This is a genomic window from Pseudomonas sp. NPDC086251 (assembly GCF_044746405.1).
GTDB lineage: Bacteria > Pseudomonadota > Gammaproteobacteria > Pseudomonadales > Pseudomonadaceae > Aquipseudomonas.
On sequence record NZ_JBIVBY010000001.1, the window covers coordinates 739,293 to 762,024 of the forward strand.

At 59.0% G+C, this 22,732-nt stretch carries 16 protein-coding genes and 1 pseudogene; 3 read left to right on the forward strand and 14 right to left on the reverse strand.

Annotated elements, in window-relative coordinates; genetic code table 11:
- Positions 1–112 precede the first annotated feature (112 nt).
- Positions 113–337, forward strand: a complete 225-nt coding sequence (locus ACIPL2_RS03260; RefSeq protein ID WP_401352927.1) for a YgdI/YgdR family lipoprotein — start codon at positions 113–115, stop codon at positions 335–337.
- 136 nt (positions 338–473) lie between these two features.
- On the opposite strand, the gene ACIPL2_RS03265 is transcribed toward ACIPL2_RS03260, so the two are convergent.
- The 10 genes from ACIPL2_RS03265 to ACIPL2_RS03310 form a co-directional block, all read right to left on the reverse strand.
- Positions 474–2,327, reverse strand: coding sequence for a polyurethanase (locus ACIPL2_RS03265; RefSeq protein WP_401352929.1), 1,854 nt, complete (start codon positions 2,325–2,327; stop codon positions 474–476).
- Positions 2,328–2,396: 69 nt separating this feature from the next.
- On the reverse strand, positions 2,397–3,761 hold the full coding sequence (locus tag ACIPL2_RS03270) for a TolC family outer membrane protein (RefSeq protein WP_401352931.1): 1,365 nt from the start codon (positions 3,759–3,761) through the stop codon (positions 2,397–2,399).
- 2 nt (positions 3,762–3,763) lie between these two features.
- Positions 3,764–5,113: an HlyD family type I secretion periplasmic adaptor subunit gene (locus ACIPL2_RS03275; protein ID WP_401352933.1), complete on the reverse strand. Its 1,350-nt coding sequence runs from the start codon at positions 5,111–5,113 to the stop codon at positions 3,764–3,766.
- A complete protein-coding gene (locus ACIPL2_RS03280; protein WP_401352935.1) occupies positions 5,110–6,864 on the reverse strand; it encodes a type I secretion system permease/ATPase in 1,755 nt (584 codons plus the stop codon). The genes ACIPL2_RS03275 and ACIPL2_RS03280 overlap by 4 nt, the downstream gene beginning before the upstream one ends.
- A 211-nt stretch (positions 6,865–7,075) precedes the next feature.
- On the reverse strand, positions 7,076–7,468 hold the full coding sequence (locus ACIPL2_RS03285; protein WP_401352937.1) for an AprI/Inh family metalloprotease inhibitor: 393 nt from the start codon (positions 7,466–7,468) through the stop codon (positions 7,076–7,078).
- Between the two features lie 98 nt (positions 7,469–7,566).
- The gene (locus ACIPL2_RS03290; protein ID WP_401352939.1) at positions 7,567–9,021 is read right to left on the reverse strand and encodes a serralysin family metalloprotease; all 1,455 of its coding nucleotides are present in this window, start codon (positions 9,019–9,021) and stop codon (positions 7,567–7,569) included.
- A gap of 400 nt (positions 9,022–9,421) precedes the next feature.
- Complete coding sequence (locus ACIPL2_RS03295) at positions 9,422–10,507, reverse strand: polyamine ABC transporter substrate-binding protein (protein ID WP_401352941.1); 1,086 nt, start codon at positions 10,505–10,507, stop codon at positions 9,422–9,424.
- 47 nt (positions 10,508–10,554) lie between these two features.
- On the reverse strand, positions 10,555–10,896 hold the full coding sequence (locus tag ACIPL2_RS03300) for a cupin domain-containing protein (protein WP_401352942.1): 342 nt from the start codon (positions 10,894–10,896) through the stop codon (positions 10,555–10,557).
- Positions 10,897–10,925: 29 nt separating this feature from the next.
- The gene (locus ACIPL2_RS03305) at positions 10,926–12,332 is read right to left on the reverse strand and encodes an NAD(P)/FAD-dependent oxidoreductase (protein WP_401352944.1); all 1,407 of its coding nucleotides are present in this window, start codon (positions 12,330–12,332) and stop codon (positions 10,926–10,928) included.
- Positions 12,333–12,383: 51 nt separating this feature from the next.
- Positions 12,384–13,199: a helix-turn-helix domain-containing protein gene (locus tag ACIPL2_RS03310; protein WP_401353364.1), complete on the reverse strand. Its 816-nt coding sequence runs from the start codon at positions 13,197–13,199 to the stop codon at positions 12,384–12,386.
- Positions 13,200–13,462: 263 nt separating this feature from the next.
- Between ACIPL2_RS03310 and ACIPL2_RS03315 the strand changes: the two genes are divergently transcribed.
- Positions 13,463–13,735: a DUF1652 domain-containing protein gene (locus tag ACIPL2_RS03315; RefSeq protein WP_033054957.1), complete on the forward strand. Its 273-nt coding sequence runs from the start codon at positions 13,463–13,465 to the stop codon at positions 13,733–13,735.
- A gap of 179 nt (positions 13,736–13,914) precedes the next feature.
- On the opposite strand, the gene ACIPL2_RS03320 is transcribed toward ACIPL2_RS03315, so the two are convergent.
- Positions 13,915–16,389, reverse strand: a complete 2,475-nt coding sequence (locus ACIPL2_RS03320) for a UvrD-helicase domain-containing protein (protein ID WP_401352946.1) — start codon at positions 16,387–16,389, stop codon at positions 13,915–13,917.
- A gap of 237 nt (positions 16,390–16,626) precedes the next feature.
- Here ACIPL2_RS03320 and ACIPL2_RS03325 point away from each other — a divergent pair, with 237 nt between their 5' ends.
- Positions 16,627–17,322, forward strand: coding sequence for a pirin family protein (locus ACIPL2_RS03325; protein ID WP_401352947.1), 696 nt, complete (start codon positions 16,627–16,629; stop codon positions 17,320–17,322).
- Positions 17,323–17,476: 154 nt separating this feature from the next.
- Here the strand turns inward: ACIPL2_RS03325 and pgm are convergent, their stop codons facing one another.
- The 3 genes and pseudogenes from pgm to ACIPL2_RS03340 form a co-directional block, all read right to left on the reverse strand.
- Positions 17,477–19,123, reverse strand: coding sequence for a phosphoglucomutase (alpha-D-glucose-1,6-bisphosphate-dependent) (gene pgm / locus ACIPL2_RS03330; protein ID WP_401352948.1), 1,647 nt, complete (start codon positions 19,121–19,123; stop codon positions 17,477–17,479).
- 142 nt (positions 19,124–19,265) lie between these two features.
- Positions 19,266–20,670 (reverse strand): annotated as a pseudogene (locus ACIPL2_RS03335) (PLP-dependent aminotransferase family protein).
- Between the two features lie 40 nt (positions 20,671–20,710).
- Positions 20,711–22,186: a hypothetical protein gene (locus tag ACIPL2_RS03340; RefSeq protein ID WP_401352950.1), complete on the reverse strand. Its 1,476-nt coding sequence runs from the start codon at positions 22,184–22,186 to the stop codon at positions 20,711–20,713.
- Between the last annotated feature and the right edge of the window lie 546 nt (positions 22,187–22,732).

A 22,732-nucleotide genomic window follows, 5' to 3' on the forward strand; every position in this document is an offset into this window, starting at 1 on the left:
TGAAATCGGTTATTTTTCCGCTGTCTGTCGAACTTTCTGGTGTTCCATGGCACCAACCGCCTTAGAGATACGGTAATCGCGCTGTTTTTTATTTGAAGTTTGAGAGGTGAGTATGAATATGAAGACTCTGGGCTTGCCCCTGGCGGTAGCAGCCTTTCTGGCCCTGGCCGGTTGCTCGACGCCAACGGTGGTGACACTGCAGAACGGCACCCAGTATTTGACCAAGGACATGCCGAAAACCAAGACCAAGGATGGCTTCTTTGAATTTGAAGACATCTCCGGGGCGAAAGTGAAGGTCAAGGCGGATGAAGTGAGCACGATTCGCCAGGAAGACTGAGGACCGCGTTATCGTTCTTCGCGAGCAAGCCCGCTCCCACATTAGACCGAGTCGACCGCAAACTTTGTGGAGGACAAAAATCAAATGTGGGAGCGGGCTTGCTCGCGAAGAGGCCCTTACCGGCGCCGCATCACCCTCAGGCAATCACAATTCCCGCACCCGACAAACTGTCCAATCCGACACCGACCAACGTCACCGAATCCCCGCCAAACGTCAGCACCGTGTCCTGCCCCACCGCCGTGGCATGCGCCCGATAATCATCGCCAGGCTCCACGCCCTGGACCCCGAGAAACACCAGCTTATCGTCCGCCTGATAGCCGATCACGCGGTCCTGGCCAAAGGCGCCGCTGAACAGGAACGTATCGGTCCCGCCTCCCGACTCCATCAGGTCATTCCCCGCCCCGCCGACCAACACGTCGTTGCCCTTGCCGCCAATCAAATGATCGTTGCCATCCAGGCCAAACAGCCAGTCGCCCGCCGTGTGAGCCTTGAGCGTATCGGCACCCGCGCCGCCCTTCACCGTTGACGCGTAGGGGGTCAGATTATTGCCGACCGCCAGCCCATTGGCCGTGACGCTGTGGGTCACGTCATCCTTGAACAGCCCCCATAAAAACCCCGGCTCTTTGCTGATGATGCTGCCGATGTCACGGGTGATGCTCATGCCGCCCTGGGCGTCGCGGATGTACAGGTTGCCGGCGCCGTCATTGGCGAAGTCAAGGTTCTTCACCGACTGCTGCACGTCGAGCACGTTGCTGCCCTTGCCGCCCAACAGGATGTTGTAGCCGCCACCGTCGCGAAAGGTGTCGTTGCCATCGCGGCCTTCCAGGTAGTCGTTGCCCTTGCCACCCTGGATCAGGTCGTTGCCGTCGCTGCCGATGATGAAGGTACTGCCCTTGTGGGTGTCGGCATTGCGATTGAGGTCCTGGACCCAGGTGTTGCTGCGTGCCGGGTCCGACAGGTTGGCAACGATAATCGTCGAGTCTTTGTCGGTGAGGTCGTAGAACCGCGACTCCAGCACCCGCGTCATGCCGTCGCCGTACCCGGTCGGCAAGTGCGAAATCCAGGTCGGAATGTTGAGGATGGAGAACGGCAGCAGGTTCCAGGCCGTCGACGCATAGTGGTCGTTGAAGCTGACGATGTTGTTGGTCGCCGACTCCTGATGGGCATCGTGCACGCCCACCGACGACAGGTTGAACGAGGAACCGTCGAGCGCCCGGAACACCGGATCGTTTTCGTAGCCAACGTTCAACACTTTATCGGTGCTGCTTTGGGTCGGTGACGCGTAGGCAATGTAGTTGGAGTCCTGGTAGAACCCGGCCCACTTGTCACGACTCAAATCCGCCAGGCTGTTGACTGCCAGCCCGCCGAGGCTGTGGCCGCTGACCAGTACGTCCTTGCCCGACAGGCCATTGGCCTGGGCAAACGCGGCGACGTCGCCGAGCAAGTTGCCGAACGCTTCACCGACGTAGTTCTTCGCATAATCCTTGGGGCCCAACGCCGCCAGCAGGTCGTTGATCACGTCGGCGATTGAATCGCTGACCAGGGTTTCCCGCGGGCCGCTGGTGCCACGAAAGGCGATGCCGATTTCAGTGAGATGGCCCTGGGCATCGTACTTGCCGAGGATTTCCACCTGAGCGCTGGTGTAGCCGTCCTTCTCGCCAAAGAAGGTTCCGCGCCCGTCGACCTTGCCGTCATAGCCCAACTGCGCGGCCGTGATGGGTGTCCAGCCAGCTTTTTGCACCGCCTCCAGCGCGGCTTTTTCCGAATCCGGATTCCACGGAATGCCGGGAATCACGCCTTGTGAGTCTGCGCCGCCGATCAGCGCCATCACCAGTGTCGCCGGCAAGCCCAGGCCGAAACCGTTGTGCTGGTAGCCGGTGGCAAAACCGTTATCGAGGTTGTGATAGGAATACAGCGTGATCGCCATCGCATCGGTAAACAATGCTTTGGAGTCTGCTGTGCCGAGGTTTTTGTAGTCGTACACACCCATGGGTATTGCCTCTCTCTTTGTTGGAATTGTCAGAGATAGAACGCGCTACAGGGCTGCAATGTTCAGGCGTTACGGAGTCCTCGGTCCTTGTCCGAACGCCTCGTCAACCTTGGCCAGATCCTGCTCGCTCAAAGTCCCGGCGTAGTAATGCAACTTGGTCCACGCCATTAAATAGTCGTACCGGGTCTGGGCCAGATCCCGACGTGTCGTAAAGAGTTGTTGTTCGGCATTCAGCGCATCGAGGTTGACCCGTTCGCCACCGAGGATGCTTTGCTTGGTCGACACCACCAGGGCTTCAGCCGAGCTCAGGGCTTTCTGATAGGCGCGCAGTTTGCTTACGCCCGACAGGCAGGCGCTGAACTGCCGACGCAGCTCGATCAGGGTTTCCCGGGTCTTGCCGTCCAGTTCGTACTCGGCCTGTTCCATGGCGCGGCTGGCCTGACGAGTCGAGGCCGAAACCCCTCCGCCGGCATACAGCGGCACATTGACCTCTATGCCGATGGTGTTGGTGTCGTAGCGCTGGTTATAGGTGTTGCCACTTTCCGACTCGTTCTGGCGCACCGAGGCGTAGGCGCTGACTTTGGGCAGGTGCCCGGCACGGTTGCGCTCGACCTCGTAGCGCGCCACTTCCAGGGCCTGGCGCTGGGAAGCCAGGTTCGGGTTGTTGGCGACGGCGATCTCATGCCAGGTGTCGTAACTGGCCGGTTGCAAGGTGAAGGTCTGGAAATTCTGGTCCAGCGGCGCCAGGTCGGCGATGTCGATGGCCGGCACGCCGATCAGCGCGCCCAGTTCCCGCAGGGCGGCATCCTGTTCATTGCGTGCCTCGATTTCCTCGGCGGTCGCCAGTTCATAGCGCGACTCGGCTTCAAGAATATCGGTGCGCGTGCCCTCGCCCTGGCGGAACATCTGCTCGTTCTGCTGGAACTGTTGCTCGTAGGCTTTTTTCTTCGCCAGGGCGATGTCGATCTGGTCCTGGGCGAACAACGCCTTGGTGTAGTTCTCCAGCACCCGCACCAGCAATTCCTGGCTCTTGCCGCGAAAGTTTTCGTCGGCGAACAGCGACTGCGCCACGCCTTTGCGATAGGCCGCGTAAGCTTCGTAGTCGAGCAACGGTTGTTGCAGGGTCAGGGTCGAGCCGTAGCTGCTGTAGTTGCGATCATCCGACTGGTTTTGCCCGCGCTCGTTGAGGTAGGTGACCTTCGAGGTGTTGCGGCCCTTGTTGTAGTTGTAAGCCAGTTTCGGCAACAGCCCGGCACGGCCAATGGCACGGTTCTCAAGGCCGGCGTCGCGCTCCTTGATGGCGCCGAGGAACACCGGATCATTGCGTAAGGCTTGTTCGTAGACGTCGAACGGCCCCATGGCCATCGCACTGTTGCAGGTCAGCAGCGCCAGGGTCGCGGCCAGCATGGAAAGCTTATTCATACAACGGAACATCCTTATTCCTCAGTCAACGCGGAGCCTGCCCGGTCGAGCAGCGGTTTGAACAAGTAGTTGAGGAGCGAACGTTCTCCGGTGCGCACGAACATTTCCGCCGGCATGCCGGGCTTGATCACCAGGCCGTTGAGTTTTTCCATGGCCTGCTCGCTGACGCTGCTGCGCAGCACGTAATACGGCGCCCCGGTTTTTTCGTCGACCATCTGGTCGGCGGAGATCAGGCTGACTTCGCCCGGCACTCGCGGGGTGCGGCTCTGGTTGAACGCGGTAAACAGAATGTCCACCGGCAAGTGCGTGCCGACCTTGTCGACCAGGTTGATCGGCAAGTGCCCTTCCACTTCCAGGCGTGTGCCCTGAGGCACGATTTCCAGCAGGGTTTCGCCCTGACGCACTACCGCGCCTTCGGTGTGAACCCCGAGGTTGACCGCGATGCCGTCGGCCGTGGCGATGATCTCGCTGTGTTGCAGGTCAAACCCGGCGGAGGTCAGTTGTTCTTCCAGGGTCACGCTTTTGAGCTGCGCATCGGCCAGTTGCGTGCGGACCTCTTTCTGGTACTCCTCGATGTGTTGTTGCAGCTTCAGCCGCGATTCGAGGATGCCCTGCTCCACGCGGCCACTTTCGCCGGTGTTTTCTGCCAATTGTTGCTGCACTTGCGACAGCTGACGCTGGTACTCCATCAACCGGTTGCGCGGGATGTAGCCGTTGTCCGCCAGGGGCTGCAGATTGCTTAATTGTTGTTGCAGCGAGTCGGCCTGGGCGGTCAAGTCCGTACGGGCGCGACGCATGCCGGCCAGTTGCGCACCGGCACCTTCGATGCTCGCGCGCAAGGCGGCTTGTTCGCGGGAAAAGGCTTCGCGACGGCTGCTGAACAACTGACGCTGGCCTTCCAGCACCAATTTCAGGCGCGGGTCAGGATCGTTGCTCAGTTCGGCGGGGAAACTGACCTGCTTGAGATTGTCACGCTCGCTCTGCCACCGCGCCAGACTGGCCCAGGCCATGCGGTATTGCGCTTGCAGGGATTGCACATCAGCGGCAACTTGCGTCTGGTCGAGCTGGAACAGTGGTTGGCCCTGCTTCACCACCTGACCTTCGCGCACCAGAATCCGGCTGACCACGCCGTTGCTCGTCGACTGCACGGCTTTGCGCTTGCCCGACACCACCACCGTGCCTTGCACCGGAATGCCCTGGTCAAGTGGCGCCAGGCTGGCCCACGTGAAGAAACTGCCAGCGCCGACGATCGCCAGAATCCAGCCCAGGCGGGCGAAATAACGCGCGTCGCGTTCAGGGCGTTCGGCGATGTAGTCGTGTTCCATCGCGGCTTCGTTTTGACTGTTCATCTGCAGGCTGCTCATACACCCGAATTCCTTGTCGACGGCTGAGATTGCCGGCTCATGCTGACCCCCGCCGGTGCTTGCGCGGCCGCTCCGGACAGCGCCTTGAGCACCTCCTGGCTCGGACCGAACGCCTGCAAACGCCCCTCATTGAGCACCAGCAACTTGTCAGCCTGGGCCAACGCCGAGGAACGATGGGTGACCAGAATCACACTGGTGCCCTGGGCCTTCATTTGGGCGATAGCACTGGCCAGCGCCGCTTCGCCGACGGTGTCGAGGTTGGAGTTCGGCTCATCCAGCACCACCAGGCTCGGCTTGCCATACAGCGCACGGGCCAGGGCCACACGTTGCTTTTGCCCACCGGATAAACCGCTGCCATCTTCCCCGAGCACGGTGTCGTAGCCCTGAGGCATGCGCAGGATCAACTCATGCACGCCAGCCTGTTGCGCGGCCACCACCACTTGTTGCGGATCGGCTTCGCGGAATCGGGCGATGTTTTGCGCGATGCTGCCGCTGAACAATTCGATGTCCTGCGGCAGGTAACCGATGTAGGGGCCGAGGTCATCGCGATTCCAGCGATGGATGTCCGCGCCGTCGAGCCGCACGGTGCCGCCGAGAGTCGGCCACACGCCGACCAGCACGCGCGCCAACGTCGACTTACCGGAGCCCGACGCACCCAGCACACCCAGCACCTCCCCCGCACCAAGGCTGAAATTGACCATGTGCAGGGTCGCCGCGCGTTGACCCGGAGGACCGGCGCTGACCTGTTCAAAAGTGATCTGCCCCTTCGGTGCCGGCAATGCCATCGCCACGTTACTCGGTGGATAGGCTTGCAGCAGCGCGTCGAGACGCCGGTAGGCGAGTTTGGCGCCGCTCCATTGTTTCCACACGGCAATCAACTGATCGATGGGGCTCAGCACGCGGCCCATCAGGATGGAACCGGCGATCATCATCCCGGCGGTCATGTCGCCCTTGATCACCAGCAAGGCGCCCAAACCCAAGACCAGCGATTGCAGGCACAGCCGCAGGGTTTTGCTCAGGGAGCTGATGACGGCACCGGTGTCGCTGGCCTGGTTCTGCAAGCCAAGGAAACGCGAATGGACATGGAACCAGCGATTACGTAGGGCACCGAGCATGCCCATGGCTTGAATGGTTTCGGCATTGTGCAGGTGACTGGTGGCCAGCTGGCTGGACTTCTGGGAAAACGCGGCGGCTTCGCCCAGCGGCTTTTTAGTCATGGCCTCATTCAGGCAGGCCAGCGCGATCAGCAGCACCGCGCCTGCGGTGGCGAATACCCCGAGCCAGACGTTGAACAGATAAATCACGAACAGGTAGACCGGAAACCACGGCGCATCGAAGAAGGCGAACAGCGCGGGGCCGGTGACGAATTGTCGAATATGAGTCAGGTCGCCAAGCGATTGGCCGGCATTGCCCTCACCCTTGAATAAATTGCGCTCGAACGCTGCCTGATAGACCCGCAGGTTGAAGCGACGCTCCAGTTGGCTGCCGATGCGGATAACGATAAAGCTGCGAACAATTTCCAGTAAACCGATAAAGACAAAGAACCCGACGACCATCAGCGACAACATGGTCAAGGTGGTTTCGTTTTGCGAGGACAGCACCCGGTCATAGACCTGGAGCATATAAATCGACGGGACCAGCATCAGTATGTTGATCAATGCGGTAAAACAACCGACGCTGATCAAGATGCTCTTATAGTCGCCCAGTGCCTTGATTAACGGTGCGGTGACTGGGGCCTTCGCCATCTTCATTGATTTTTCCTGAACTGATATTTCCCGCCGTACTCAGGCGAGGTTCCATTAACTGTCCGCACACGGTCGAGACATTCTTTGCCCGTTGTCGCTTACACACTAATAACAACTTCTTATGTGCAATAAAAAGTCCGGTTATTGATTCGCGCCTACTAACGGGACATCAAGGGCTTTATAGTCGGTACCTGTAAACGGCCTGCCACTTTGGCGCTTAATGCGCCGTGCGCTGCAGCGTAATGATCAGCCCTGATTTCAACGTGCTTGTGTAAAGCCCCTCATGCTGTCGGCTGAAGAACACGATTCTTGAGCCTTCTTTGCCAGTGATCGCGATACCGTCGGGTTCCGGAAACCAGCCGATGGCTTGCTCGCCCAACCAACTACTGAGGCACTCGGCGCCCTCACCCAGCGTTTGCTGCGGTTGAAAGTCAACGATGCAGGACTTTGACGAGTCTTCGGCGGCATTCAAAGTGGCTTGCCACTGGCCGGCCAGTTCTGAGGGGTCTGCTAATTTCAGGCTGCTTGCCATGGCTACATCTCCAAGAAACGTCATCAGCGCCGCCAAAAGCCACGCGGTTGTTCTGTAGGTAAAAGCCTTGTGGGTCATAGGGCGTTGTACTCCGGCGCGTAGCTTACTCACCGCAGATGGCGATGCAAGGAAAGAGAGCAGCACATTGAGCGCCGCCCTCCTTTTTTCACTTCACATCACGCCGCGATGTCTGTGTACGCCGCCTGGCCGACGGTGCTGACCAGGAAATCAGCCACGCCGTGCCCGGAGAAATCCACCGACAACAGGCTGTTGCCGCCGGACGTGCTCAACACCGCATCGCCCGCTGCACCGGTGAACGCACTGACGAAGTGCAGGCCCGCGCCGTTGGTGATACCGGTCAGGTCGATTTTGTCCAGGCCGCTGACAAAATCGAGGATCTGGTCGATCGCCCCTGGCTTGGAGTCGCTGCTGGCGGCGAACACAAACGTGTCCGAACCTGCACCACCCCACAACTTATCCGCACCGCCCGCGCCAAAAAGGATGTCGTTGCCGGCACCGCCCTTCAGCTCATTGGACACGTTGTTGCCGATCAGCAGGTCATTGCCCGAACCGCCAATGGCGTTCTCGACGGTGACACCCTTGGCGATGGACACGTTGCCCACCAGGCCGCCAACGTCGGAGAACGAGGCCTCATTGAGGTTGATCTTCTGGTTCTGGGTGAAACCCGAGAAATCTAGCGTGTCTTTGCCGCCCGCATCCCAGACCGAAAAAACCACTTTGTCCGACGACGAAGAAGCGCTGAGAAAGTCGCGACCGGCGTTGGAGTTGAAGCCGTAGGTAGTATCACCGGTACGCGTGGTGGTGTTGGCGCCGTACAGCTGCTGGATGGCGGCAATGTCGTCCATCAACGGGCCGGACGCATACGCTTCGACGCCGCCCTTGCTGAAGTTCTGACTGGTGTTGCTTTCACTCCAGTAGCTCATGACGCTGTAGCCGCGGGTGTCTTGCCCGTAGGTCGCATCGTTGTAGGTCGGCGCGCCTTCGCCAGCGTTGTAATCACCCGGATGAGCCAGGCCCAGGGTGTGGCCGATTTCGTGGGTCAGGGTCTGACGGCCGTAGTTGTTCAGGTCCGGCGTCTTGTTGGGCGTGTAGCTGCTGTTGGTCAGGTACCAGGAAGTCCCGTCGTAACCGGCGCCCGTGCCCGGCAGGTAAGCAAACGCTGCCGCACCGTCCTGGCCGCTGCTGTAGTTGCTGAAGGTCATGTGACCGTCACCGCCAGTGGCTTTCTCGGTGAAGGTGACATTGGCCACATCGGCCCAGGATTGCATGGCGAGCACGGCCTGGGTTTTCTGTTGCGTGCTGAACTGGCTGAACCCACTGATCCCGTGCTTGTTCAGGGTGCTCGACGAGGCCGAGGTCAGGAACGTGTAGGTGAGTTCGATTTTGCCGCTGCCGTCCTTGTCCTGGTAGGCAGCACCGTCACGCAGCAATTGGTCAGCTGCCTGGTCGACGGAGAAGGAGGGTTTGCCATTGACCGTGAGGTTACCACCCCGATCATATTGATGGCTGAAGCTATTGATCTGGTTGAACGCAGAACTGGATGCAGCCAATGATTGCGGCTGGAAAGCCTGTTCGGCGGTACCAATAGCGTGGTCTTTTACATTCGACATAAACACACTTCCTTGTTTAGCTATGGAACAGTTTTTTGTCAGACAGCGACAATCTCTGGCGAGATCGTCCTATCACTCGCCCAATGAAGGCGAAAGAAAACTGACACAATTTGAAATCAAACGTCTACTACTTTTTTGACGTCAAATTGAAGTTGCTCCAGCAAGTACCCGGAAACAATGCGTGTGCTGTCGAAATATTATTTCTGGCTCGAAGGGACTCGCTTAATTGTCTGACAATTGGCAATTTAAATATTAAATAAGAGTAAGTTGTTTTCGTTTAAAGCCTCTCACTTTTACGGACAGGTAAGTGCCAGCGCAATGCCATCAATCGAATGAAACGTTTAGTGAGTTGCACTTGTTATGGCAAGGGAGCCCCCTTGCCATACATGAGTAATTGAACTTAACTCCCCGTCCGAATCTTGTTCCAGACCCGCGTACGCACCCGGTCAATGTTCAGCGGCATGGCCTCCAGGGCGAACAATTTGCCCATCATGTCCGGGCTCGGGTAGACCTTGGTGTCGTTCTTGATGGCCGGGTCGATCAGGCTGTCGGCCTGTTCGTTGCCGTTGGCGTAGTGCACGTAGTTGCTGATGCTGGCCATGACGTCCGGGCGCAGCAGGTAGTTCATGAAGGCGTAGCCGGCTTTTTCGTCCGGGGCGTCGGCGGGCATGGCGACCATGTCGAACCAGATTGCGGCGCCTTCCTTGGGAACTGAATAGCCGATATCGACGCCGTTCTTCGCCTCTTTGGCGCGGTTTTCCGCTTGCAGGATGTCGCCGGAGAAGCCGACAGCCACGCAGATGTCACCGTTGGCCAGGTCGCTGGTGTACTTGGACGAATGGAAATAGCTGACGTACGGCCGGACTTTCAACAGCAGCGCTTCGGCCTTTTTGTAGTCTTCAGGGTTTTTACTGTGATGCGGCAGGCCCAGGTAATTCAGCGCTGCCGGGAGCAGTTCCGGGCCGTTGTCGAGGATCGCCACGCCGCACTTTTGCAGCTTTTGCATGTTCTCGGGTTTGAAGATCAGGTCCCAGGAATCCACGGGGGCGTTATCGCCCAGCACGGCTTTGACCTTGGCAATGTTGTAGCCGATGCCAGTGCTGCCCCACAGGTACGGGAAGCCATGTTCGTTACCCGGATCGTTGTTCTGCAAGGCTTTGAGCAGCACTGGATTGAGATTTTTCCAGTTCGGCAATTGGCTCTTGTCGAGCTGCTTCAACGCCCCGCCCTGGATTTGTCGCGCCATGAAGTGGTTGGACGGGAACACCACGTCGTAACCGGATTTACCGGTCATCAACTTGCCATCGAGGGTTTCATTGCTGTCGTAGACATCGTAGCTGAAGGCAATGCCGGTTTCTTTCTGGAAATCCTTGGTGGTTTCCGGTGCGATGTATTCCGACCAGTTGTAGATCTTGACGGTCTCGGCCGCCTGACTGAGGGTCGCGACGAGCGCTAATGGGGCCAGGGTCAGTGTCTTTCGGATCATGAGTCGAGTCCTGTTTGGGTTGTTTTTGTTGGCAGGCAATCAGAGGATCAAAAAATCAAAACGTAGGTCTTGCGCACGGTTTCCTGGATATCCCAGATACCGAGGCTGTTGGCTGGCAACATCAGTGCGTCGCCCGCTTCTATGTACAGGGTTTCACCGTCGTCCGGGGTGAAGGTGCAGCGCCCCTGGATGAAGTGACAAAATTCCTGGGCAACGATCTGCCGCCGCCAGCGGCCGGGCGTGCATTCCCAGACGCCGGTTTCGACGCCGTCGTCGCGTTCGACGCTGGTGGTCGAAGCTACGGCCACGGGGGTGCCCAAGGGCACGGCGACCGGGTTCGACTCGTCCAGCTTCAGGGTGGCGGTGTGCTTGAATTGCGTGATGCTCATGGGAGTACCTGTTGATTGAGAAGACGCCGTTACTGCATGAAACCTTCCATGAACCCCGCCACGCCGCAGGCCAGTTTGCGACGCCACGGCGCGGTGGTCGGGCTGGCCAAGGTCTGGTCTTCGTGGACGAAGCTGCGGATGATCGCGTTGTAGCCGAGCCAGCGGCAGGGCTCCGGCTCCCAGGTTTTGAGCGCGTCGAGGCCACCTTCGGGAATCACCCACGGCTGGCGTACCAGCTCGCTGTCGCGCTGCAAAATCAGGTCGGCAAGGGTTCGACCGCCCAAATTGCTGGCACCGACACCCTCCCCGCCATAACCGCCAGACAAGGCAATGCCGCTGGCGTGATCGCAGAGCATGTGAGGCCTGAAGCGTCGGGACATGCCCAGATTGCCGCCCCAGGCATGGGTAATCCGCACGTTCTTCAGTTGCGGGAAGAGCTCGCCAAGCAGATAGCGGCGCAACTCCACTTCGCTGGTAGTGAGGTCGAAGTCATGGCGTAACTTGCCGGCAAACTGATAGCCACCGCGCGCGCCGAACACCAGGCGGTTGTCCGCCGTGCGCTGCCCATAAGTGACCTGACGGCTGCTTTCGCTGAAAGCCTGGCCGCGACTCAGGCCGATCTCGTCCCAAGTCGCGGCGGACAGCGGCTCGGTGGCCACAATCAAGCTTTGCACTGGCAGTTGATAACGCCCCAACGGCGGCAAGGTGACCGCGTAACCTTCTACCGCCGGCACGATCCAGCGGCTGCGAATCCCGGCTTTCGCCGTGCGCAGGCTGCCCGACTGCCAGTGAGTGACCGGGCTGTTCTCGTAAATCTGCACGCCCATGCGCTCCACCGTCCGGGCCAAACCTCGCACCAACTTGGCTGGGTGAATCGTCGCAACGTGCGGCGCATAGATACCGCCATAAGGCTTGGCGACTCTGATCTGTTGCGCCAACTGCTCGGGGCTGAGCCAGCGGTAATCGCTTTCGGTCAGGCCCTGGCGGTGGAGCTTGTCCAGATAGTGGCGCAGACTGGCTTCCTGTTCCGGGTAGCGTGCGGCGCAGTACAGCACCCCGCCTTTGCGGTAATCGCAGTCGATGCCTTCACGTTCGAGGACAGTCCGCACTTCATCAGGGATACCGTGCAGCAGATCGAAAGAAGCCCGGCGCTGCTCTGGTGACAGGTCGGCGAGCAAGCGGTCTTCGCCCAGCAGGTTGCCCATCAGCCAGCCGCCATTGCGCCCCGACGCGCCAAAACCGGCGGTTTGCGCCTCGACGATGGCAATGTTCAGGTCCGGCGCCAGGCGCTTAAGATAGTACGCGGTCCAGAGCCCGGTGTACCCCGCGCCAATGATCGCGACGTCGACGTCCAGGTCCTGTTCCAGCGCCGGACGCGCCAACAACTGCTCGTCGAGTTGATCCATCCACAAACTGATATTGCGCCACGCCGGCATACACGACTCCGCCACTCAACACTTCGATGGCGTCGATCCTAGTGCGTGGGCTCAGAGGCTGTCTTGCGCGCGTGCACGCAAAGAAATTTGTTTTGCGTAGGCCTTCGGCGACAAGCCCGTGTGCTGACGGAAACAGCTGTAGAACGCCGACAGCGAATTGAAGCCGGCGGCAAACGCCAGCTCGTCAATGCGCAACGGCGGTGTGGCGGCGTCCAGTGCCGCGAGCAAATGCTGCAAGCGCGCCTGGTTGACGTAGCGGTAGAAGCTCTGGCCAAGCACCTGATTGAGTAAATAGGAAATCTGATTGCGGCTGTACCCGCACTCCTTCGCCACCCGTTGCAGGTCGAGTTCAGGGTCGAGGTAAGGTTGCTGGAGCTGGAAATACTGTTGCAGGTCGGCCGCCATGAAACTCAACTGGCGCGGCGACAAGCCGAGCCGACTGACGGCCGGGCGCTGGTTGTTGGCGGCTTTGTTGGCGGGCTGCTCATGCACCAGCGACGCGTATTCGTTGACCCGCCAAATCAACCCGTCACGCACGGTAATCGCCTCGCTGGCGCGGAACGACACCAGCCCTGCACCGCCGCGAAGGGTGATGCGGTACTGAATGAACGCGGTGTTGCCGTCCAGGCGAATACGGTCCGAATGCTCCAGGGCCTCATCGGGATCACGCGGCATGCTGCTGCGCACGTACTCGCGCAGTTCGTCCAGCCCCATCACGCGGTTCTGGAAAAAGTCGTTGTACTGGACATCCGGGTGATACAGCGCCATGACACCGTCCAGGTCCCGGTGTTTCCAGCGCAAGTGGTAACGCATGACCGTCTCGCCCGTGGCCTGGGTTTGCTGCGGACCATCGTCATCGGCGTGCATAAAGGACTCGGCGAGAAAACGCCGAGCTTGCCGAAGTTCCGGCCCGGCTTCAATGGTCAATCCGTGCTCGCACTTTGTCGAAAAAACGATTCACCGTGACTTGCATCAAAAAAAACTGAACCAATCGCCAAACGGCCTGAAAAAAAAACAAGATTTTCACATCTGGATGCTACTTTTAAAGACAGTCACCGGTTGAGCCAATGAAGGCTCTTCCCTCCTAACATGAGCTAACGGAAGCGCTCGATGAAGAAGGCGGGCTACATATGAATAAAGGGTTTAGCAAAGTCACATTTCCAAACGCCTGCCAGCTGATGCGCTGGCATTTTCATCCCATGGGTTTTGAGGCGAGCATGGACGCGCCGGGCAGCATGATTGCCCGTTTGTTTGACCGCGCCAGTGGCGAGACCATGATCGCCATTGCCGGCATTCCCTGCGCAACCGTCATGAATGCCGCGGATGTAGAACGAATTATCGAAGCGGTGGAGGATGAGCTTGAAGCATTCATTCCGCCAGTTGCCCTCAGAAGTTACGCCTGAACGCCGATCGCCCAACAAAAAGCCCACATTATGTGGGCTTTTTAATGGAAGAAGTTTCCTCCAATCCCTGTAGGAGCTGTCGAGTGCAACGAGGCTGCGATCTTTTGATTCTGTTTTTAAAGCAAGGTCAAAAGATCGCAGCCTCGTTGCACTCGACAGCTCCTACAAGGGGGTTGTGGTTACGCCACTGTCTTGCCCTGCCGGTGATCGGCAAAGAACGCCTTGCCCTTGCCGATCCGGTCGGACGCTTTGGGCATATTGGCTGCCTGGGTGTCCTGGCCGTCGACATACCAGTAGCAATGACTCACTGCCCGAGTGATGCCGACATACGCCAGTCGCAGGATTTCGTCCTTCTGAGCATTATCGTACGCCTCGCTGTCGCCAGCCTTGCCCAGACCCGCCATGCGATAGACCTGGTTCTTGTAAGGCGAACTGGTCAGGTGCTGGCAATCTCCCAGCAGAAAAACCGCGTCTGCCTGAAGGCCCTTGGCACTGTGATACGTCAACTGCTTTAGTCGGCGTGATTCGTAAGGCAAGCTAGAATCCACATTAACTACAGACTGAATATGTTGTTCTATCAATAACTTATCGCTGCTTTTTCGATACAGCATCAAGATCGAATCACCCTTTCTGTAGTGCTCCATCAAGCGCTGGGCCATGCCTTGATCATCTCGATCGAGCACATTGACCGGCAGCAGCGCCTTCGGCTCGCCGCTGGCCTTGGCCTTCTTGCCGGCGATCGCTGGCGCCGCGCGGACGATATGTTCGGCGGCATCGATGATGTGTTGATGGCTGCGGTAGTTGTCGCTGAGCATGACTTTGGTGGTGTTCGGCGATGGGAATTCCTTGTTGAACTCCATGAAATACGTCGGCGAACTGCCCCGCCAGCCATAAATCGATTGCCAGTCATCGCCCACACAGAGCAACGACGAGCGTTGCGCACCACGCCCGACATGCATCGCCGGGCCGCGACTGCGGATCTCCGCCAGGCTGGCGCGGATCCAGGAAACGATTTGCGGCGATACGTCCTGAAACTCGTCGATCATCAAGTGCGACAAAGGCCTGAGCAGCTCATCACTCAGCAGCTTGAGGTTTTCCGGGGAATGCTCGCTGAACAAGGCGAACATTCGGTTGTAAGTCATCACTGGAGGTTTCTGATCGAGCAGATGGTCTTCCAGGGCGCGCCAAAACAGACTCAAGGCTTCAAAGAAGAACCGGTCCGGGTCGTCCTTGGCAAAACTCATCTGGCCCACGGCGGTCGGCACATCCAGGCCAAGGTTCTCGATGAACCCGGCGGCGGCGACAAAACAGTCCAGCAATGGCGCGGAAGCGAGTTCGCCCTTGACCTTGTAGTCGAAACCCGGCCCGGCGCTGGCATCGCCGGCAAGAGAAGCCAACACACGCTTTGATGATTCGTAACTATCTATCCATATCAATGGTTTACGACAGAAAGCTTGAAACAGGGTGCGCTTTACCGCCCACTCCGCGCGCACCGTCAACTTGGCATTGGGACGGCTGACCTGCGGGTTTTCCCGAGGATCGAAACCCAGCACCACCCAAGCGTCGAGGGTCGGAATATAGCCGTGGCAATGAAACGTCGACCCGTTGATATCGAACGACTGACGATTCGGCTCGATGCCTTTGATCGGCCAGGCACCCGCGCGAAACCACAGATCCTCAATGGCATCGCAAAGTTCTTCATCACGCTTGGCGGCCAGTTCGGTCACAGCCATGCGCTTCTGCACGTCCGGGTGATCACGCTCCAGCTCCTTGAGCTGCAAGGCGTGACGCGACAACGGCTTGATCAACTCGCGAAAACGCTCATCGCGGGTGTGCAGGCTGTGATAACAGGCATTGAGCTGCTGACGCTGGGCGTCGTTGATGCGCAGATCGAAAGGGTTGCTGTCGACTTCCTCGTCGCCGTTTTGCGCCCGATGACTGAGGTTTTCGAAAGCTTGCAGCCGCTCGAAGCCCGGCAGGCTGCGCACCATCGGCAGAATCCGCGAGTGGAAGGTGCGCACCAGATCACGCGCCTCCTTGAAACTCAGCGCCCGCCCCCAGAGTGCAAACAACTCGACCAGCTTATTGATGAAGTCCTTGCGCGACTCGCGGGTGAAAGTCACCACAGTCATCGAACTCAGCTCAAACCCCAGATAGTGGGTCAGCAGCAAAATACGCAGCACCAGCGTGGTCGACTTGCCGGCACCCGCACCGGCAATCACCGAGGTCGAGGGTGTGTCACTGAAGATCATCTTCCACTGCGCGGCACTGGGCTGGGCATACGCCGGCAACAACCGCGCGACATCGGCCTTCATGCGTTTCTTCAGCTCTGCGCTCAAGGGCAGGCGCCAATCATCGAACAAATAGTCATCGACATTCGGCGGCCGATGTTCGGTTGAGCGCGAGTCGCGGATCAACAACACCTGCCGGCCTTCTTCCAGCCCTTCGAGCTTGCCTTCCTTATAGCCGTAATCCACCCCGGCGCTGTGACCACTGCGAAAGCCGTCGGCCTGGCCATGCAGCCAGGACGCACGGTGTTGCGCACGCAAGCGTGTCAGGCCATGGCCGAAGAATCGGGCGGCCAGGCGCTTGAGCAATGGCATCTCGGCCAGGGGACGAAGTTCAGGAGGAAGATCGGGGGTGTGTTGCGGCACGCGGACGGACTCCAGGGTGTGAGGCTGTTGAAGGCTATGGTGTCTGCATTTGCCGTTCAGTTCTAGTGAAATGCTTACAGGTCATTGGCTTATGCGATGAAGTGAAGGCTCTATGAGAATGTTTCGAGGCTCAAAGCCATCAAGTTATTCGATTGTAATGAGGCATTTTTTACGCTTTTTATCGATCAGTGCCTGATAGATGATGCTCGCCATTAACCCCCTATTCAGGAGACGATCATGCTCGAACTCAGACCTTTCAACTCCCTGGGCGGCGCCCACCACGGCTGGTTGGATGCTCATCACCACTTTTCGTTCGCCGAGTACCATGACCCAAAACGCATGAACTGGGGCAACCTGCGCGTGTGGAACGACGACGTGATCGCCTCAGGCACCGGTTTCCCGAAACACCCGCACCGGGACATGGAAATCATCACCTATGTCCGTGAAGGCGCGATTACCCACGAAGACAACCTTGGCAACAAGGGACGTACCGAAGCGGGCGACGTTCAGGTCATGAGCGCCGGCACCGGGATCGCCCACAGCGAGTACAACCTGGAAGCAACCGCGACCAAGATCTTCCAGATCTGGATCATCCCGAACGAATCCGGTCTGGCACCGTCCTGGGGCGCCAAGCCTTTCCCGAAAGGCCAGCGCGAAGGTTTCGTGACCCTGGCCAGCGGCAAGGCCGGCGACGATCAGAGCCTGCGGATTCGTGCCGATGCGCGGCTGGTGGCGGCCAACCTCAAGGCCGGCGAAACCGCCGAGTATCGCCTGGACAACGGTCGTCGTGCCTATCTGGTGCCGGCCACCGGGGTCATTGAAGTCAATGGCTTGCGTGCACAAGCTCGAGACGGTGTTGCGGTTGTCGATGAGCAGGTGTTGCGCGTGACCGCTATCGAGGACAGTGAAATCGTGTTGGTGGATTTGGCTTGATGGGGTAAATGCGCGGGCAAAAAAAGGGGCGACCGTTGTGGTCGCCCTTTTTTTATGTGCTGATGCCGCAGACGCCTTCGCGGGCAAGCCTCGCTCCTACAAGGATTACGCAAAACCCTGTAGGAGCGAGGCTTGCCCGCGAAGGGGCCCTCAATCACTTCGCAGAAATAGCGCCATCCACGAGGGTTTGCGCTTCCGCGACCAATTGCTTGAGGTGGTCATCGCTGATGAAGCTCTCTGCATAGATCTTGTAGATGTCTTCAGTGCCCGACGGACGCGCGGCGAACCAGCCATTTTCGGTCATGACTTTCAGGCCACCAATGGCCTGGTCGTTACCCGGTGCGTGACTGAGGATGCTCTGGATCGCCTCGCCAGCCAATTGAGTCGAAGTCACCTGATCCGGCGACAATTTGCTCAGCAGCGCTTTCTGCTCAGGGTTGGCCTTGGCATCGACCCGGACCGAGAACGGCTCACCGAGCTCGTCAGTCAAGGCGCGATAAGCCTGGCTTGGATCACGACCGGTGCGGGCGGTCATTTCTGCCGCCAGCAGTGCCGGAATCAAGCCATCCTTGTCGGTGCACCAGACGCCACCGTCCTTGCGCAGGAAGGACGCGCCGGCGCTTTCTTCGCCGCCGAAGCCCAGCGAGCCGTCGAACAAACCGTCGGCAAACCATTTGAAGCCCACCGGCACTTCGTACAGGCGACGGCCCAGACGCTTGGCGACGCGATCGATCAAGCCGCTGCTGACCACGGTTTTGCCCACGGCTGCGTCGGCGCGCCATTGCGGACGGTTCTGGAACAGATAGTCGATCGACACTGCGAGGTAGTTGTTCGGCGCCAGCAAACCACCGGACGGGGTCACGATGCCGTGGCGGTCGTGATCCGGGTCGCAGCCGAATGCCACGTCAAACCGATCCTTCAGGCCAATCAGGCCTTGCATGGCGTGCGTGGACGACGGGTCCATGCGGATCTGGCCATCCCAGTCGACGGTCATGAAGCGGAAAGTCGGGTCGACTTGCTTGTTGACCACTTCCAGGTCCAGACGGTAATGCTCGGCAATCGCCGACCAGTAGCGCACCCCTGCACCGCCCAGCGGATCGACGCCCAGACGCAGCTTGGCATCGCGAATGGCGTCGAAGTCGATCACGTTGATCAGGTCGGCGACATAGGTGTTGAGGTAATCGTGGCGATGCGTCGTGCTGGCCTTCAAGGCCTGCTCGTAGCTGATGCGCTTGACGCCGGCGAGCTTGTTGCTCAGCAGCTCGTTGGCCTTGGCTTCGATCCACTTGGTAATGTGGGTGTCGGCCGGGCCGCCGTTGGTTGGGTTGTATTTGTAGCCACCGCTTTGCGGTGGGTTGTGCGACGGCGTGATGACAACACCGTCCGCCAGGCCCGACGTGCGCCCACGGTTGTAGCAGAGAATGGCGTGGGAAATCGCCGGTGTCGGGGTGTACTCATCGCCTTCGGCGATCATCACCGTCACGCCATTGGCGGCCAACACTTCCAGGGCGCTCGCGCCGGCCGGAGTGGACAGCGCGTGAGTGTCGATGCCGACAAACAGCGGGCCGTCGATGCCTTGGGCTTCGCGGTACAGGCAGATCGCCTGACTGATCGCCAGCACATGCCATTCGTTGAAACTCAGGTCGAACGAGCTGCCTCGGTGCCCGGACGTGCCGAAGGCGACGCGCTGGGTGGAGATGGCGGCATCGGGCTGGCCCGTGTAATAGGCCGTGACCAGTCGCGGGATGTCGACCAACAGTTCTGCCGGTGCCGGTTTGCCCGCAAAAGCACTGAGTGTCATGCAAAACCTCTGAAATAGAATGGTTCAGGAATGGGGAAGCAGTTTACTGGCAGTTTGACCGCGGCGCGACGTTATCGATCCCGGTTGAACAACGCGCACTGTTATAAATCCCGAACGTCCCATAGAGTTTGTGCGTCCCGGCTCAGTCGATGGATTCCAGGCGCAACGCATCTCCCAGCAAACCCAGGGCGGCGGCCAAGTCATGATCTCCCGGGAAGGTATGACTCAGGCGCAAGTGCTGGGCATGCAAGCCCTGGAGGCTGAACAGTTCGCCCGGTGCGATCACCATCTGCTGCTTGAGCAGGCGCTGGAACACGCGGCGCACATCCACCTGGCGCAACGAACGAACGAACCCAGATCGTCGCGCCCCCCTGAGGCTCGACGAAATGCAAGGCATCGCCCAGACGCTCCTGCAGCAACTGGGTCATCTGCACCTTGCGGTCCTTGAGCAACCGTCGCAACACCTGAAGATGCTGATCAATCCGGCCGTTGCTGTACAGGCGCGCGATGGCTTTCTGGCGAATCGGTGACAAACGGAAGGAGCGCAGCAAAAACTGCCGTTGCAGTTCGCCGCGCAGAGGCCGCGAGAGCAGATAGCCGTAAGGCGCCTCCGGGCCGATGATTTTCTCGAAACCGGAAAACACGATGAGCCTGTCGGGGTCCAGCAGATCGCGAAATCGCAGGGCATCCGCTTCGAACCCGAGCTCGCCATAACAATCGTTTTCCAACACCCAGCTGCCATGCCGCGCCAGCAACTGCGCGATGGCTCGCCGGTTATCGTCAGGCGCCAGGCTGCCTCGCGGCATGTTCAGCCCGGATGAAACCATCACCAGTCGCACCGGTTCGGTTTCCAGCAGTTCCTGGAGTTGTTCGAGGTCGAGGCTCCCGCAGGCTTGCACGGCCAGTTCGATCACCTGCACGTCCGCCTGTTGCAGCAAACGCAAAATCGCCCAGTCGCACGGGGATTCGACCAGCACCGTGGCACCTTTGAGTGATAACACGGCGATGACTATTTCCAGCACACCACGCAGGTCTGCGCCAATGTACACGTCATCAGCATGCCAGCAGCGCACCGGCGACGTGGTGTAGCGTGCCGCCAGGGCGGTTCGCAGCTCCAGTTCGCCACAGGGTTGCGAGGACGAATGCGGCTGGCGCGGATACTGGCGCAACAACTCTCTTTCCAGCAGCAGCAAAGGTCTGTCGAGCGGCTGCAACAACGCCGGCTCATCGTTACTCATGACCAGCATTCCAGGGCGCCTGGCATTGGCATAGACGGTTTCGAGCAGGTCATTGCCGCCGCCGGACGTGTTGATGGAGGACACCGGAAACGCGTAATAGCCGGACTTGGCCACCGAATAGACGCGCCCTTCCTTCTCCAGCAACGAGTACGCGTATTGAATGGTCGAGATCGACACGCTCAGACGATCCGCCAACTGGCGCAATGAAGGCAGGCGGACTCGTCTGTCGTTGGCCGGCTCATTGATCAGCTGAGTCAGGTAGCGGTACACCGCCTGATACGCGAAATCAGTTTCTCGTGGCCTTTTCATCGATAAGGGCCGAATACAGGACCGGTCAAACCCGGCACGCTCAATGTCTTGCTGACCGTTCGCTGGCCACGGCCGTGTCATCGGCATCATCGGCGGCTTCGGTCTGCACACCGGTCTCACGCATCCCGCCCCCCTCTGCGGCCAGCGGGCTCATGCGGTAAAGCTTGCCGATCAGGCTGGCCGACAATCCGCTGACATCAACCATCCATTGCAGGACCTGCTCCGGCGCAGGGTTGCCCTGCATGGCCCGGTGCAAGTCAGGTATCGCCACGATCATGCCGGGGTGGCACTGACGCAGAAAACGCTCAAGGCCGGCGCCATGCTCGACAAAAGGTGAAAAGAGCAGGCACAACAGCTGTGCCTCGCTCAAGCCCAGGTTCCGTTGTGCCTCGGTTGCTGCCTGCGCGCGCAGCTCGGTCAACGCCGCCGGGTTGCCAAATGCCTCCATCGCCTGTTCGCACAAGCGCTCTGGAAGTCGTTTGCGGCGCATCATCACCAAGGCTCGTTGCAGGTATTGCGCGACACCGGCCTCGTAGCTGCGCCCTTGTACGTAACACGCTTGCAGACCTCGAAGGTGCGCAGAGATAGCGGGCGTGACGTACTCGTTATCACTGAGCTGGGCTGCCAGCTCGTCAGGCTGAAAGCCGAGAAACTCGGTCAACAACGGCCAGCGCTCTTCCAGGCTGCTGACCAGCATGTCGTGAAGATCGATGAAGGTGGTGCGGCGACAGGCTTCAAATCGCTCGGCAGGACGCCACTGCGTCTGGATAAGCTCAGGATAAAACGCACGGTAGCCATCGCCGCCCAGCTCATCAATCAATGCGAACAGCTGCTCGTAGCCCATTTCTGGGTGATCCGAAGTGCGCAGCCCGGCCTTGGTAGTCGCACGTTTCAACCCGTCGAGAAACTGCTTCTGCTGACGAGGTGTGTCGCCGCTGACCAATGCATCGACACCGCGATCCCAGCGGGCGATCTGCCCATAGAACTCGGCGCTGGCCAGATACCCGTCGTCCCACAGATCCAGGGCCCCGCTCCAGAGGCGACGGTGGCCAACCATCAGCAGGTTGAGCCGATTCGACTCGCGGCCGGCTTCGGAGATCGGCGCCAGGTGGCTGAATGGCAAGACTTCGCGGTCATCGACCATCAAGACTTCGACCCGAGGATCGTCATACAGGAACAATGCGCTGTAGCTGCGATGGATATTGTCCAGAGCCAACGGGCTGGCATCGTTCAAACGCAACGTCGCAACGCGTAGCTGAAACGTTGCGGGCGCCCTGCCGGCGATACTCAGTTGTGCGGCGCGCAGCAGCGCCAGGGTGTAGCAGCTGTCTCGGGACCCGGACTGGATCGCCAGCACCTTGTACTCGCCAATACGCTCCATGCCTCCGGCGGCGACCACCAGGCGCTGAATCATGAGCTGCAACGCCGTGCGTTCGGCTCGCGAGAAAAAACTCAGCAAACGCTGCAGCACTTGCAGATAGACATAGTTCATCGCTTGATCATGGATGTGGGTCATCTTTATTTACCTGATACTCGTAAGTTCGTTATCGCAAACAACAACGCATGCATTGCAAAAGGATTGCCGACCACGATTCGAAGTGCTGGACTTTATTTTAAAATGCTAACACTAAAAATCTTGGCAATTATTTGAAATGATTAAGCTTGAGCGCCGCACTGACCACTGATAAACGGCCGCAAAGCCCCGTGGCGCCTACGGGCCGCGGCCGCGCGTAACGTCCTAGGAAATGTCCGACAACGTCCCACAGACATGTAGTACAGAAAATAAAGAAAGAAGTTGCGCATAGTTTTTTCGTCACTGCACGATAAAGAACTATGGGTTGAATATGTAGCAACAGGGAGCATTGAACAGTATCGGTCTGATACCCAGCCATGACTCATTCCTTGAGATGAAAGTAATCATGCAATTATCAGGGCTTATAAACTGATTAGAAGATACAGATTGAGAGCAAAAACCAGTTCAGTTGCTGAACTGCCCCATGGGCACGCCAATGGAACGTCTCGTTTTGGAGGGATGCTGCACGCAAAAGAGTCCGTGCGGACA

Excerpts from the sequence above, each read along its gene's own strand:
- ACIPL2_RS03260 (WP_401352927.1), top strand. The coding sequence starts at position 113 with ATGAATATGAAGACTCTGGGCTTGCCCCTGGCGGTAGCAGCCTTTCTG.
- ACIPL2_RS03265 (WP_401352929.1), bottom strand. The coding sequence starts at position 2,327 with ATGGGTGTGTACGACTACAAAAACCTCGGCACAGCAGACTCCAAAGCA.
- ACIPL2_RS03270 (WP_401352931.1), bottom strand. The coding sequence starts at position 3,761 with ATGTTCCGTTGTATGAATAAGCTTTCCATGCTGGCCGCGACCCTGGCG.
- ACIPL2_RS03275 (WP_401352933.1), bottom strand. The coding sequence starts at position 5,113 with ATGAGCAGCCTGCAGATGAACAGTCAAAACGAAGCCGCGATGGAACAC.
- ACIPL2_RS03280 (WP_401352935.1), bottom strand. The coding sequence starts at position 6,864 with ATGAAGATGGCGAAGGCCCCAGTCACCGCACCGTTAATCAAGGCACTG.
- ACIPL2_RS03285 (WP_401352937.1), bottom strand. The coding sequence starts at position 7,468 with ATGACCCACAAGGCTTTTACCTACAGAACAACCGCGTGGCTTTTGGCG.
- ACIPL2_RS03290 (WP_401352939.1), bottom strand. The coding sequence starts at position 9,021 with ATGTCGAATGTAAAAGACCACGCTATTGGTACCGCCGAACAGGCTTTC.
- ACIPL2_RS03295 (WP_401352941.1), bottom strand. The coding sequence starts at position 10,507 with ATGATCCGAAAGACACTGACCCTGGCCCCATTAGCGCTCGTCGCGACC.
- ACIPL2_RS03300 (WP_401352942.1), bottom strand. The coding sequence starts at position 10,896 with ATGAGCATCACGCAATTCAAGCACACCGCCACCCTGAAGCTGGACGAG.
- ACIPL2_RS03305 (WP_401352944.1), bottom strand. The coding sequence starts at position 12,332 with ATGCCGGCGTGGCGCAATATCAGTTTGTGGATGGATCAACTCGACGAG.
- ACIPL2_RS03310 (WP_401353364.1), bottom strand. The coding sequence starts at position 13,199 with ATGCACGCCGATGACGATGGTCCGCAGCAAACCCAGGCCACGGGCGAG.
- ACIPL2_RS03315 (WP_033054957.1), top strand. The coding sequence starts at position 13,463 with ATGAATAAAGGGTTTAGCAAAGTCACATTTCCAAACGCCTGCCAGCTG.
- ACIPL2_RS03325 (WP_401352947.1), top strand. The coding sequence starts at position 16,627 with ATGCTCGAACTCAGACCTTTCAACTCCCTGGGCGGCGCCCACCACGGC.
- pgm (WP_401352948.1), bottom strand. The coding sequence starts at position 19,123 with ATGACACTCAGTGCTTTTGCGGGCAAACCGGCACCGGCAGAACTGTTG.
- ACIPL2_RS03340 (WP_401352950.1), bottom strand. The coding sequence starts at position 22,186 with ATGACCCACATCCATGATCAAGCGATGAACTATGTCTATCTGCAAGTG.